This is a genomic window from Kitasatospora sp. NEAU-CNBT7 (assembly GCF_057220535.1).
In genome coordinates, this window is sequence record NZ_JBXQQB010000037.1 from 1 (window position 1) to 12485 (window position 12485).

The 12485-nt window shown below is 72.7% G+C and carries 14 protein-coding genes and 1 pseudogene; 7 read left to right on the forward strand and 8 right to left on the reverse strand.

What is annotated here, in order from left to right:
* Nucleotides 1-1469 (reverse strand): annotated as a pseudogene (locus AC2TEW_RS32660) (LamG domain-containing protein); the annotation flags it as partial.
* A gap of 461 nt (nucleotides 1470-1930) precedes the next feature.
* Between AC2TEW_RS32660 and AC2TEW_RS32665 the strand changes: the two are divergent.
* Nucleotides 1931-2617 carry a hypothetical protein gene (locus AC2TEW_RS32665; RefSeq protein ID WP_484626894.1) on the forward strand — a complete coding sequence of 229 codons (687 nt, stop codon included), beginning with the start codon at nucleotides 1931-1933 and terminating at the stop codon, nucleotides 2615-2617.
* On the opposite strand, the gene AC2TEW_RS32670 is transcribed toward AC2TEW_RS32665, so the two are convergent.
* The 3 genes from AC2TEW_RS32670 to AC2TEW_RS32680 form a co-directional block, all read right to left on the reverse strand.
* Nucleotides 2596-3324, reverse strand: coding sequence for an SDR family oxidoreductase (locus AC2TEW_RS32670; protein WP_484626895.1), 729 nt, complete (start codon nucleotides 3322-3324; stop codon nucleotides 2596-2598). The two genes, AC2TEW_RS32665 and AC2TEW_RS32670, sit on opposite strands and share 22 nt — an antisense overlap.
* 203 nt (nucleotides 3325-3527) lie before the next feature.
* Entirely contained in the window at nucleotides 3528-4940 is a 1413-nt protein-coding gene (locus tag AC2TEW_RS32675) for a SufS family cysteine desulfurase (RefSeq protein WP_484626896.1), read from the reverse strand.
* A gap of 73 nt (nucleotides 4941-5013) precedes the next feature.
* Nucleotides 5014-6423 carry a family 2B encapsulin nanocompartment shell protein gene (locus AC2TEW_RS32680; RefSeq protein WP_484626897.1) on the reverse strand — a complete coding sequence of 470 codons (1410 nt, stop codon included), beginning with the start codon at nucleotides 6421-6423 and terminating at the stop codon, nucleotides 5014-5016.
* A 308-nt stretch (nucleotides 6424-6731) separates the two neighbouring features.
* Between AC2TEW_RS32680 and AC2TEW_RS32685 the strand changes: the two genes are divergently transcribed.
* From AC2TEW_RS32685 to AC2TEW_RS32700, 4 genes are all read left to right on the forward strand, one after another.
* Entirely contained in the window at nucleotides 6732-7358 is a 627-nt protein-coding gene (locus AC2TEW_RS32685; protein ID WP_484626898.1) for a TetR/AcrR family transcriptional regulator, read from the forward strand.
* 106 nt (nucleotides 7359-7464) lie between these two features.
* Nucleotides 7465-8109, forward strand: a complete 645-nt coding sequence (locus tag AC2TEW_RS32690) for a cysteine hydrolase family protein (RefSeq protein ID WP_484626899.1) — start codon at nucleotides 7465-7467, stop codon at nucleotides 8107-8109.
* Entirely contained in the window at nucleotides 8106-8261 is a 156-nt protein-coding gene (locus AC2TEW_RS32695) for a colicin E3/pyocin S6 family cytotoxin (protein WP_484626951.1), read from the forward strand. The genes AC2TEW_RS32690 and AC2TEW_RS32695 overlap by 4 nt, the downstream gene beginning before the upstream one ends.
* The gene (locus AC2TEW_RS32700; RefSeq protein WP_484626900.1) at nucleotides 8258-8512 is read left to right on the forward strand and encodes a hypothetical protein; all 255 of its coding nucleotides are present in this window, start codon (nucleotides 8258-8260) and stop codon (nucleotides 8510-8512) included. Before AC2TEW_RS32695 ends, AC2TEW_RS32700 begins: the two co-directional genes overlap by 4 nt.
* A gap of 73 nt (nucleotides 8513-8585) precedes the next feature.
* Here the strand turns inward: AC2TEW_RS32700 and AC2TEW_RS32705 are convergent, their stop codons facing one another.
* The 3 genes from AC2TEW_RS32705 to AC2TEW_RS32715 all read right to left on the reverse strand — a co-directional run bounded on the left by AC2TEW_RS32705 (nucleotide 8586) and on the right by AC2TEW_RS32715 (nucleotide 10510).
* Nucleotides 8586-9230 carry a hypothetical protein gene (locus tag AC2TEW_RS32705; RefSeq protein WP_484626901.1) on the reverse strand — a complete coding sequence of 215 codons (645 nt, stop codon included), beginning with the start codon at nucleotides 9228-9230 and terminating at the stop codon, nucleotides 8586-8588.
* An 87-nt stretch (nucleotides 9231-9317) separates the two neighbouring features.
* The gene (locus AC2TEW_RS32710; protein ID WP_484626902.1) at nucleotides 9318-9563 is read right to left on the reverse strand and encodes a hypothetical protein; all 246 of its coding nucleotides are present in this window, start codon (nucleotides 9561-9563) and stop codon (nucleotides 9318-9320) included.
* 95 nt (nucleotides 9564-9658) lie between these two features.
* On the reverse strand, nucleotides 9659-10510 hold the full coding sequence (locus AC2TEW_RS32715) for a LysR family transcriptional regulator (RefSeq protein ID WP_484626903.1): 852 nt from the start codon (nucleotides 10508-10510) through the stop codon (nucleotides 9659-9661).
* Nucleotides 10511-10600: 90 nt separating this feature from the next.
* On the opposite strand from AC2TEW_RS32715, the gene AC2TEW_RS32720 reads away from it, so the two are divergent.
* Entirely contained in the window at nucleotides 10601-11095 is a 495-nt protein-coding gene (locus AC2TEW_RS32720; RefSeq protein ID WP_484626952.1) for a cupin domain-containing protein, read from the forward strand.
* An 87-nt stretch (nucleotides 11096-11182) separates the two neighbouring features.
* Nucleotides 11183-11542 (forward strand): DoxX family protein, encoded by a 360-nt coding sequence (locus tag AC2TEW_RS32725; protein WP_484626953.1) that lies wholly within the window; start codon nucleotides 11183-11185, stop codon nucleotides 11540-11542.
* Between the two features lie 65 nt (nucleotides 11543-11607).
* On the opposite strand, the gene AC2TEW_RS32730 is transcribed toward AC2TEW_RS32725, so the two are convergent.
* The gene (locus AC2TEW_RS32730) at nucleotides 11608-12243 is read right to left on the reverse strand and encodes a dihydrofolate reductase family protein (protein ID WP_484626904.1); all 636 of its coding nucleotides are present in this window, start codon (nucleotides 12241-12243) and stop codon (nucleotides 11608-11610) included.
* Nucleotides 12244-12485: the final 242 nt, after the last annotated feature.

The following is a 12485-nucleotide window of genomic DNA, read 5'->3' on the forward strand; positions in this document are numbered from 1 at the left end:
GCCTTGAGGCCGAACGTGGCCCAGGACCAGCCCCAGTTCGCGGCGTCCTGGACCAGGTCCTTGACGCCGCCCGAGGTGCCGCCGAACTCCAGCCAGCCGCCCGGGCAGCTGCCGCTCCAGCCCTTGGCCGCGCTCATGGTCTGCAGCTTGCGGGCCCAGAAGCCCGAGGCGTTCTGCGCGTTCCAGTTCGTGCCCGAGGACACCCAGCCGGTGTTCCACAGCTCGATGTTGCTCGGCGAGCACGACCAGGAGTGGCTCTCGTACGTCCCGAACTCCGCGCTCAGGATCTGCTTGCCGATGAACGCACTCGTCGGGATCTGGAAGAACGCCCGCTTCACGTCCGACGGTGCGCAGCGGCTGGTGTCGCCGCAGTAGCCGACGCCCCAGTCGTGGACGTAGGTGCTGTTGTAGGTGAAGTGCCAGTACGCCTGCGAGGAGTAGTAGCGTGAGACGCCGGCCCAGTCGGCGGCGTTGGGCGTGTTCCAGGCCGGGTCGATCATCACGGGGAAGACTGTCGCGGGGTCGTCCAGCATGGCCTGGTCCGGGGTGAGGACCAGGTTGTCCTGGGCGGCGGGCAGGTCGACCTTGATCCGGGCGACCTTGGCGCCGTCGGCGGGGACCAGGCCGTCCAGCGGGGCGGCGGGTGCCGCGGCGGGCGGTGCGAGCAGCGCCCGAGCGCCGGCCCTGGGCGCCGTCCGCGCGGTCGGCGAGGTGAGGGCGCTGGCCCCCGCGGCGGCGACGGCGGGGCGCGAGGAGTCCCACATGACCGGGGTCGGTGCCTCGAAGACCGTGCCGCCGGCGTTCTTGTCGACCGCGGTCAGCGAACCGTCCGGGGCCTGCTTCACCGTCAGGCCGTCGCCCTTGAGGCCCAGCCGCAACTGGTCGAGCTCCGGGTTCTTCGCCGCCGCCGCGGTGTGCACCACGAGGATCTGGCTGAAGCCGGTGCGCGTCGCGGTCAGCTTCAGGTCCACGTCCGGCAGGATCGAGCGGTACTCCGCGGTGCTGCCGTCCACCACCGGCTTCGGCAGCGCGTGGGGCCAGCCGAGCGTCAGCTCCCTGCCCTGCGAGGCCATCCGCACCAGCGGCTGCGCGCCCCCGCCGCCGGAGAACACCACGTCCGCCGTCGCCGCCTTCGGCGCCACCGAACCATCCGCCCGCACCGTCAGCGCCGGGTCGATGTCCACCCAGCCACCCGCCTTGCGCACCCGGTGCGGCTGCACGTACGTCGTCGCCACCAGCCTGCCGTCCGGCTGCGCGACCACGTCAACGGTCTCGGTGCGCTTCGACGCCACCTCCACCGGCTTCCCGGTCCGCTTCGCCTCGGCCACCGCCGCGACCTCGGCCGCGTCGGTCGCGGTCACGCCCGCGCCCGCCTTCGCCGGATCGGCCGACGCCCCGTCAGCGGCGTACGCGCCGACCGGAAGCAGGCCGGAGCCGACCAGTGCTCCGGCGGCCACGGTCGCGGCCATCCACGTCCGCGTCGCCCGTCTCCACTCTCTTCTTGCCACGCCTACTCATCCCCGAATTCTTAAGATCTTCTAAGGCGAAGCAGATCTTCGTGAACCATCGAACCGGGTGTCAACAAAACTGCGAGGTCAAGGGGGTGGAGCTGCCGAGTTCCGGGTGGAGCAAGCGCGACCATGTCTGCCAAATCTGGACAATGTGCAGGTAAAGTGTGTGCTAAGTCACACGGGTTGGTGACATGGCGTCGGAATCCCCCGTAATGCCGCGCCCCGGCGGCCGCGCGCAGTCCGCACCAGAGCGTCGCGGACGAGTCCGAGCGGCGCCGATCCGACGCGGCTCCCGGCGCTCCGGCGCAGTTGACGGCCCGACAGGGACGGTCGCCGGGGCGCCCGGGCGGGCCCGCGCGTCGCTGCACAGTGCCGGGCCGAGTGTGACAAGGGCCCGCGGTCGGGCGACAATCCAGGGCATGGATGACGCATTCACCCTGATCCGGCAGGCCGTCGACCTCCTGGCCGAGGACGCCGTGGCCGAGAACGGCCGGACGGTCGCAGACGTCCGGGGGGAGATCCGGCTCCAGGAATGGGAGATGGCACTCGATGTGTTCATCGAGATCGCGGATGTCCGTCCGGTACCCGTCGCCTTCTGGGAGAAGCTCGCCGAAGCCGCTCGGCAGATGATGCTGGAGCGCAGCCGGCGCTGGTGCGAATGGCGGGCCCGGGAGGTCGAGCACGGCACGATCCGGGCGACCCTGACCCTGCTGGGGGCGGACGAGGCCGGACGCCAGGGCCCGTTCGCGGGGGACGGCCGGCTCAGGCCCCTGTGGGACATCGGCCACCGCACCGCGGCCGGGCAGCAGGACCTGGACGTCGCCCGGCTCTGGGTGGAGTTCACGCCGCAGCTCGGCCCGGGAGGAACCGCGGACGTCCGCCTGGCCCCCCTGCGGCCCGGGCGGTGGCGGCATCTGGAACCCGGTGATGTGATCACCATGCACGAGGCCCGGACCGCCACCGGCATCGCCGAGATCATCGAGGTCCTGCCCCCTCGCACCCGAGGGGCCGCCGGCCGCCCGACGGACGAACCGTCCCGCCGGGCCGGCGAACCGGCCGCCCGGGGCATGCGGGGGCGGGTGGGTCAGGAGAGCCAGTCCGCGTAGTGGGTGGGGGCGAGGCGGGCGTCCTTGTCGGTGAGGACGTCGCCCTTGACGACGGCGAACATGCCGGCGGTGGGGTCGGTGACGACGGTACGGTGGTCGCCCTTGCGGGACAGGGTGATCCGGCCCAGCTCGTCCAGCGGGAAGATCTCGGGCCCGGCGATGTTGCGGATACCGCCCAGGGGGGCGCCCACAGCGACGTCCGCCACCGCGGCCGCCACGTCCTTGGAGGCGATCGGCTGGATCGGCGTGGCGGGCAGCCGGACGGTGTCGGCGTCGGAGGTCCAGGACAGCACGGCCGCGATGAACTCCATGAACTGGGTCGCCCGCACGATCGAGTACGGGACCGGCCCGGCCGCGAGGATGCTCTCCTGGAGCACCTTCGCACGGTAGTAGTCCAGCTCCGGGACCTGGTCCGCGCCGACGATCGACAGGATGACGAAGTGGCCGACCCCGCCCTTGCGGGCCGCGGCCACCAGCAGGTCCATCGAGGTCTGGAAGAAGGCCGGGGAGGCCTCGTCGAAGGTCGGGGAATTCGTCAGGTTCACCACCACGTCCGCACCCGCCACCGCCTCGTCCAGCCCCCGGCCGCTGATGACGTCGACCCCGGTGGACTGCGAGTGCGGCACCGCCTCGTGCCCGGCGGCGTTCAGGTTCCTGACGACCTGTGACCCGATCAGCCCGGTACCGCCGATGACTGCGATCTTCATGACGTGCCTCTCGTCGGGAGTATGTCCCGCAATATGGCATATGGCGCCTGGGTGCAGCGGTGGGCGCGCCACGCACCCGGACCGAACGGGCCGTCCGCCCCGGGCGGGGCGGTGGCGCCGGAGCGCGCCCGGTCCCGGAGCCGCCCGGCGCGCCGTGCGCCGTGCGGTTCCGGGACCGGGGTCCGCCGACCGTCCGCCCCGGCCTATCCGGTGGTCGCCGCCGACCGGGCCTGGACGTCCTGGAGCGCCGCCACCAGGGAGTTCACGTCCTCGACGGTGTTGTACAGGGCCAGCGAGGCCCGGACCGCCGCCTGCAGCCCGAACGCGGCCAGCGCCGGCTGGGCGCAGTGGTGACCGGCGCGCACGGCGATGCCCTGCTGGTCGAGGGCGCCCGCGAGGGCCATCGGGTCCGCCCCGGCGAGCAGGAAGGTCAGCACGCCGATCTTCCCCGGGGCGTTGCCGATCAGCCGCAGACCGGGGACACCGGCCAGCGCCGCCATCGCGTACGCGGTGAGCTGCTCCTCGTAGGCGGTGGCCGCCTCGCGGTCCAGCGCCGCGAGGTACTGCAGGGCGGCCCGCAGCCCGGCCACCCCGGCGATGTGGCCGGTGCCGGCCTCGAGCCGGTGCGGGACCGGGGCGTACGTGGTCTCCTCGAACCCGACCGAGTCGATCATGTTCCCGCCGCCCTGCCACGGCGGCATGGCCTCCAGCAGCTCGCGCTTGCCGAACAGCACGCCGATGCCGGTCGGGGCGAAGATCTTGTGCCCCGAGAAGGCGTAGAAGTCGGCGTCCAGCGCGGTGACGTCGACCGGGAAGTGGCTCACCGCCTGCGCGCCGTCCACCAGGACCTTCGCGCCGTACCGGTGGGCGAGCGCGGTCATCTCGGCCACCGGCGGGACGGTGCCCAGCACGTTGGAGGCGTGCGTGAGCGCGACCATCCTGGTCCGGGAGCCGAGCAGGTCCCGGTAGGCGTCCTGGTCCAGCTGCCCGTCGGGGAGCAGCGGGATCGGGCGGATCCGCGCCCGGCGCTCGGCGGCGATCAGCTGCCAGGGCACCAGGTTGGAGTGGTGTTCGGCCGCCGAGACCAGAATCTCGTCGCCGACCCCCAGGTTGGCCCGGCCCCAGCTCTGCGCCACCAGGTTGACGGCCTCGGTGGTGCCCCGGACGAAGACGATCTCGCCCTGGTCCGGGGTGCCGAGCAGGTCGGCCGCGGCCTGCCGGCCCTCCTCGTAGACCTGGGTGGCCTGCTTGGCCAGGGTGTGCGCGCCGCGGTGGACGTTGGAGGTGCCCATCGCGTAGTGCTCGCCGACGGCTTCGACCACCTGGCGGGGCTTGAGCGTGGTGGCGCCGTTGTCCAGCCAGACCAGCGGGCGGCCGTTCACCTCGCGGTGCAGCTGCGGGAAGTCCCGCCGGACGGCCTCGACGTCGAATCCGCCCGGCGGTGCGGCGGGCGGCGCCGCGGGGGGCGTCGGTGCGGTCGGCGGTGCGGTCGGTGGTGCGGTGGCCCCGCGGTCCGGCTGCTCCGGCAGCCAGTACCGGGGGCCGCCCGCCAGGTGCGCGAGGGCGGCCGGCAGCGGCGGCGGCTGCGGCACCGGGAGCGGCTGCGGCTGCGGCATCGGGAGCGCGCCCGACTGTACGGACTCCCAGGGTGGTCGGGCGGTCGCGGCGCCGGCACCGCCGCCGCTTCCGTCAGGAGTAGTCATAGTAGTTCGACACCTCGACGTCCTGGAGCACCGCGACGGCGTCGTCCACCAGCGCGGCGGTCGAGAAGTAACTGGTCACCAGGTACGAGGTGATGGCCCGGCGGTCGACGCCCATCGGGCGCACCGACAGACCCGGCTCCACCTCGTCCGGGACCTTCGACGGTCGCAGGCCCACCACGCCCTGCTCCGCCTCGCCGACCCGCATCAGCAGGATGTTGGTGGTCCCGGGCGCCGAGTTGCTGGAACCCCTGAGGTCCAGCTTGTCGGAGGGCAGCAGCGGCACGCCGCGCCAGGTCAGGAACGGGCTGCCGAACAGCTCCACGATCTGCGGCGGCACCCCGCGCCGGGTGCACTCGCGCCCGAACGCGGCGATCGCCCGGGGGTGGGCCAGGAAGAACGCGGGCTGCTTCCAGACCCGGGTGAGCAGCTCGTCCATGTCGTCCGGGGTCGGCGAGCCCTTGCGGGTGTGCACCCGCTGGGTGGGCACCACGTTGTTGAGCAGCCCGTACTCGGGGTGGTTGAGCATCTCCCACTCCTGGCGCTCGCGCAGCGCCTCGGTGGTCAGCCGCAGCTGTGCCTGGACCTGGTCGATCGAGGAGTTGTAGATGTCGGAGACCCGGGTGTGCACCTTCAGCACGGTCTGCGCGATGCTCAGCTCGTACTCGCGCGGGGACTCCTCGTAGTCCACGAAGGTCTGCGGCAGTTCGGGTTCGCCGCTGTGGCCCGAGGTCAGGTCGATCGGGTGCTCGCGGTCGGCCGGGGCCTGCCCGTTCGCGGCGTAGGCGTCCAGGCGGGCCCGCAGCGCCGGTTCCCGGTCGGCCAGTTCGGCGAGCATCCGGTGGTCGAGCGAGAGCACCGTACACGGGGTGACGGCCCGGACCTGGTACGGCGTCGGCTCGTCGCGCACCCAGGCGCCGTCGTCGAAGAAGTCGCCGTCGCCGAGGACGGAGAGCAGCGCGTCCTCGCCGTACTGGCCGGTGGCGCGCTTCTCGGCGCGGCCGAAGGTGATGACGTGCAGCTGCCCGGGCGGGGTGTCGGCGCCGGCGATCAGCTCACCGGGCTCGACCTCGCGCTGGACGAAGCCGTTGGCGAGGGTGCTCAGCAGCGAGCTCTCCAGCTCGCGCAGGAAGGCGATCTCGCGCAGGTCCTCGGCGATCACCCGGGCGTCGCCGCCGCCGTCGGTGAAGGTGCCGATCAGCCCGTCGCCGAGGATGAAGCCCCGCCGGCGGTTGACCCGGTAGACGCCGGCCTCCAGATCCACCCAGGGCAGCACCCGCAGCAGGTAGCGCGGGGTGATGCCGAGCATCTGCGGCGCGGTCTTGGTGGTGGTGGCCAGGTTCCTTGCGGCGGAGGTGCTGAGGCTCCGCTGGTCCTGCGGAGCGGTCTCGGTGGTCATGGCGCGTCCCTATCCGTGAGTAAGAGATCTGACGACACGTCAACTTGCTTGCCAGGAAAGCGAGATGTGCTCGCGCTCCGGGCTTCACGGAGATTGTTGCGGGCGGATTGCGCGACTGTGAGGGTGTTCGATCGTCCCCGATTGGTTCCGGTGCGCACAGTGCGGGCGGGGGGCTCCAAACTCACTCGAACGAGTGATATCGGGCCATAAGGAGCAGTGGGATGTTCGAAAGCGCCGCTTGGAAGTGGGTCGGCGGCGGTGCCAGTGGCACTCCAACCCGCCGGTTGGCGGCTCCGTATCCTGGGGGCATGGCATGGGACATCGAGAGGACCAAGCGGCTGCTGCTCGACGCGGCCGTGGACGAGTTCGCCGCGCACGGGCCGGAGGGCGCGCGGATCGACCGCATCGCGGCCGCGGCCGGAGTGAACAAGGAGCGGATCTACCCCTACTTCGGGGGCAAGCAGCAGCTGTTCGCGGCGGTGGTCCGGCGTGAGCTCGAGCAACTCGCCGCCGCCGTACCGCTGGCGGAACCGGACGGGCGGGCGGTGGACCTTCCGGAGTACGCGGGCCGGGTCTTCGACTACCACCTCGCCCACCCGCACCTGCTGCGCCTGCTGCAGTGGGAGGCCCTGTGCGGCGACGGCTCCGCCCCGGTCGCGGGGGAGGAGCGGAGGGCTGCCCACTACGCCGAGAAGGTCGCCGCGGTCTCCCGCGCCCGCCGCAGCTCCGGCGACGTCGGGGGCGCCGCGGCCGGCGAGGGGGAGGGTGGGTCGCGGCTCCCGCCCGCGGACCTGCTGTACGCCGTGATCGCGCTCGCCGGCTGGCAGTTCGCGGCGCCGCAGCTGGCCCGCATGATCATCGGCGGGGCGGTGGACGCGGATCCGGCCGCGAGGCGCGCCGCCGTGGTGGACATGGTGCGCAGGCTCGCGCTCTGACACGCCCGCGGGGCCCACACTTCCAACTCAATGGTTGGAGATGTGGGTGCGCTCGCGCTAGTCTCCAACTCGTCAGTTGGATAAATTCCGCACCAGGAGGCCGACCATGACGGTCATTCCCGCACGTCCGAACGCCGCCCTCGTCCTGATCGAGTTCCAGCGCGAGTGGCTAGACCCCTCGCACGGACGCCTCCACCACCTCGTCGAGGACCGCGACCTGCTGCAGACCGCCGTGCACGGCGCGGCCGTCGCGCTGGCCGCCGCCCGGGCGCACGGCGTTCCCGTCGTGCACGTGCCGCTCGTCCTCACCCCGGGCGCGCCGGAGCTGGAGAGCTGGACCCCGGCCGTACTCGGCCTGCGCGCGGCGATCCCCAAGGCCGGCACCTGGATCGAGGGCAGTACGGGCGTCGAGTTCGCCGAGGGCTTCCGGCCCGGCCCCGGCGAACCGGTCGTGCGCGGCCGCGCCGGTGCCAGCGCCTTCGCCGGGTCCTCCGACCTCGACCTGATCCTGCGCCGACTCGGCGTCACCGACCTGTACCTGGCGGGCTTCGCCACGCACGTGTGCGTCGAATCCACGCTGCGCGAGGCCCACGACCGCGGCTACACCGCCCACGTCGTCCACGACGCCTGCGCGGCCTTCACCCGGGTACAGCAGGACCACGTCCGCGAACACGTGATCCACCACTTCGGCGACGAGACGGATGCCGCAGCCTTCGCGGCCTCCCTCGAGGCACGGCTCCCCGTCCGCTGACCGCCGGTAGGGGACGCCGTCGGTGGGGCGGGGACTCCCGGCCGGGCGAGGTCGAGATGTACAACAATCAGGGCAAGCACCTGGGTGCCGACGACCCGGACATCGGGAACCGGCTCAAGGGGCCCGTCCCGGGCAGGAAGTGTGTGACATGACGTGGATCATCGAGGGATTCCGCAAGGGTCAGGACGAACTGACGGCCTGGTACCGGTTGCCCGAATCCTTCTCGGTCGAGACCGCCGCCGCATGGGTGGGCGACTGGCCCGACCTGGTCGGTTCCGTCTTCGACGTCCCTGAGGAGCGGATCCCCGAGATGGCGGCGCTGCTGGGAATCGAAGCCGACCCGGACGTCGACTACTGCCTCTCGGACTGCGACCTCGGGCAGCCGGCCGCCGGGCCGGCCTGATCGACGGCGGCGACGTCCGCTCCGGGAGACCGGTCAGGGGAGACCGGTCCGTCGGGTAGCGGCGGTCGCGCCGCTACCCGAGGGACCAGCGCGCCAGGTCCGTTCCCTCGACGGTGAGCCAGCTGCCGTCACCTGCGCAGACGACGGCCCGGGGCCGGACGCGAGCGGGGTACTCGACCTCGCCCAGCAGCTCCAGGGACGGCGCCCGGAGCACCACGGTGGAGGCGACGCCGTCGTCGTCCGGGACCGTGGCCAGGACCGTGGACGCGTCGTAGTACCCGAAGACGTAGTTCCAGGGCTGTCCCCGGCGCAGGACATCGGCGGCCGCGCGCTCGGTGAGGAGTTCCGCGCCCGGGAAGGAGTGGGTGGACAGGGTGGCCCAGCCCTGGTTGAGGTAGTGGCGGCCGTCGGGGGCGAGGGCCGCCAGCGACCGGTCGCGGCGTCCCAGCAGGTCGGTGGGCGTCTTGACCAGGCGGTTCCCGTCGCGGCGCACCCAGTAGCCGAAGCTGCCGTCCTGTCCCTCGCTCACCACGACCCCGACGTGGCGGCCGTCGGGATGGACCGTGAGATGCGAGTACGACATCTCACTGTCCAGGGACGTGCGGCCGAGCACCTGGCCCGTCACGGCGTCGAGGGCCCAGCACTCGTCGCCCCAGCCCTCCGCGTCCTCCTCGTCCTCCTCGTCGAGATCCCCACCGTCCGGGTCGCCCGGCCGCACCGTGGCCCACACCTCGGTGCCGTCGGGCGAGAACGCGCAGGCACCGAGCCCCGAGGGGAAGTCGCTCCACGAGCCGTGCCCCCGCCGTCAGTCGACGTCCGTACCGGCCACCTGGATGCCGTCCTCGAGGGAGGCGGCCAGCAGGCTGCCGTCGGGGGAGACGGCGTAGGTGGCGGTGTCCGACGCGAGGGGCACACCGACCCGGCGGACCTCCTGCAGCCGGCCGTCCAGGACGACCGCCTGCCGCGGGTCGTCCCGGCACGTCACCCACCAGCCACCCCCGGCCAGCGGCCGAACGAGCCGCACTCCGGCGGGCAGGCTGGTCCTGTTCATCAATCGCGCGAGCATGGGGCGTCACGCTACCGGCCCCCACCGACAACGGCGCCGACCTCCCCACCGGTGCCGGCGCGCAGCGTCCGGTGCGGCGCTCAGCGACGGTAGGCGGCTGTCGCGATCTCGACGAAGGACCGGATCAGCGGATTGGCGTCACCCTCGTTCCACACCGCCACCACCCGGCTCGGCGCCATGTCGGCCAGCGGAACCACCGCCAGGTCCGCGGGCAGGTCGTGCCCGAGCGGGGCCAGGCCGACCGTGCCGTTCCACAGCACGGCGTGCAGGCACTCCTGGACGCCGCGTACCACCGGACCCTCGCGCGGCGTGCCGCCGTTCCAGTAGGACTGCCAGAGCGGGTCGGTGCCCGGCGGGAACTGGAACCAGCGGCGGCCGCTCAGCTCGGCGAGCCGCAGCCGGCCGCGGCGGGCCAGCGGATCGTCGGCGCGCAGGACCACGCCCACCGGATCGTCCCGCAGCGCACGCACCGTCAGGGCGGTCCCGTCGAACGGCGCCCGGGTCAGGGCGACGTCGACCAGCCCGGCACGCAGGCCGCAGGTCGGGTCGGTCAGATCGGTGTCGCGGATGCGGATGTCCACGCCGGGGTGGGTCCGGCGGTACGCGGCGGCCAGCCTGGACACCCCCGGGTCGGTGCCGTCGCCCAGGATGCCGACGGTGATGGTCGAGGCGCCGGCCGCCGCGCCCACCCGGACCCGGACCCGGTCGGCGTGCTCGAGCAGCGACCGCGCCTCCTCGAGCAGCACCGCGCCCACCGCCGTGAGCGTGACGCCGGTGGGCGAGCGGACGAACAGCGGGGCCCCGACATCGGCCTCCAACTGCTTGATCGCCCGGCTCAGCGGCGGCTGGCTCATGTGCAGTCGGGTGGCTGCCCGGCCGAAGTGGAGTTCCTCGGCGACGGCCACGAAGTAGCGCAGGACTCGTAGCTCCACGCTGCAATGATACCCGCCGGGTATCGGCTCCGCGGGATGGGTCTTGGACACCGGCGGACCCCCGGCGATGCACTGGTTCGCATGACCGACATGACCGAACAGACAGCATCCGAGGCGCCGCAGGCCGGCCCCGCCGTCTCCGTGGTGCGTCCCGGCGACGGCGAGATGATCGTGCTGGGCACGACGCGGATGCGCGTCCTGGAGGACGGCAGCCACACCGGGCACCGCCTCGCCATCGCCGAGTCCGTCCTCGCCCCGCACACCCAGGGACCGCCGCAGCACCGCCACGCCCAGCACGACGAGGGCTTCTACATCCTCTCGGGCACCGTGCGCTTCACCGTCGGCGACGAGCACCACGACGCCACCACCGGCACGCTCGTGATGGTTCCGCCCGGCACCCCGCACACCTTCGCCAACCCGACCGACCGACCCGCCGTCCTGCTCAGCACCTTCACCCCCGACCTGTACGTGCAGTACTTCCGGGACCTCCAGGACGTGCTCGCCGACGGCCGTCCGCTGACGCCGCAGGCCAACGCCGACGCGATGAGCCGCTACGCCACCGAGCCGGCCACCGGCCTCGCCTGAACCGTGAACAGCACCATGACCAGCGACACGACCAGCGACATGACCAGCACCATGAACGCCACCATGAACACCACCGTGAACGGAACCATGACCACCGCCTACTGGATCGTCGCGGGACTACTCGCCCTCTTCTACCTCTACGCGGGCACGCTGAAGGTGAGCCGCAGCCGCGACCGGCTCCGGCCGATGATGGCCTGGGTCGACCGGGTACCCCTGCCCGCCGTCCGGGCCCTGGGAACGGTCGAACTACTCGGCGCGACCGGCCTGGTCCTGCCGCCGCTGACGGGCATCGCACCCGCCCTGGCGTCGGCCGCGGCCGTCGGCCTCGTCCTCCTCCAGGCCGGCGCGATCACCGTCCACCTGACCGGCGACGACCGCCGGATCGCCCTCAACCTCGGGCTCACCGCCGCCGCGGCCGCAACCGTCTGGCTGGCCACCGGGCTGTGACCCCCGGACCGGCGGCCACCTGTACGGCGCTCCCGTGCAGGTGGCCGCCGGCGGGGGAGGGGCTATCAGCCGTCGGACCCGAGGCCGCGGTCGGGCGCGCTCATGTCGCCCGTCCGCGGCGTGCCGTCGGCCAGCCCGTAGCGCAGGTACACGGTCCCCAGGGGACCGGCCACCGGCGGTTGGAGCAGCGAGAGGTTGGCGGGCACCGCGCCGCCGTCGAACAGCTTCTTCCCGACGCCCAGCACGATCGGGTGCACCCACAGGTCGAGGCGGTCGAAGAGCTTCTCGCGCAGGAGCGTCTGCACCAGGTCCAGGCTCCCGACGACCTTCACGTTCTCGTGCCGGTCACGGACCTCGCGCACCGCGGCCGCCAGATCCGGGCCGAGCAGCACGGAACCGGCCCACGGGAGAGCAGGCTTGCCCCGCGAGGCCACGTACTTCGGCACGCGGTTGAACAGCTCGGCGATCTCACCCTCCTTCTGGTGCGGCCAGTAGCCGGCGAAGATGTCGTACGTCCGCCGGCCGAGCAGGAGGGCGTCCGTGCCCTCGTACGCGGCCAGGATCTGCGCCCCGGTGGTCTCGTCCAGCAGCGGCGCCTGCCAGCCGCCGAACGGGAACCCCGCTGGGTCCTCGTCGGGTCCGCCGGGCGCCTGCCCGACCAGGTCGAGGGTGGCGAACTGCTCGAGGTGGATGAGGCCCATGTCTGCACTCCTGATGAGTCGGTCGTCGTCCCGTTCAAGATGTAGACCGGCCGGAGCCCGGAAGAACCGTCGCCGCGCCGATACCCGCCCGCGTACCCGCCGACCGCCTACAGCCGCACCAGTTGCACCGTCACGGTCCGCGCCCGGAACCACTCCCTCCGGGACGACCGGACGTCACCCTCAACCTCACCTACCAGTAGCCCCACCCCGAACGGGCGGCCCGCCCTCCTCACGCGCGACGG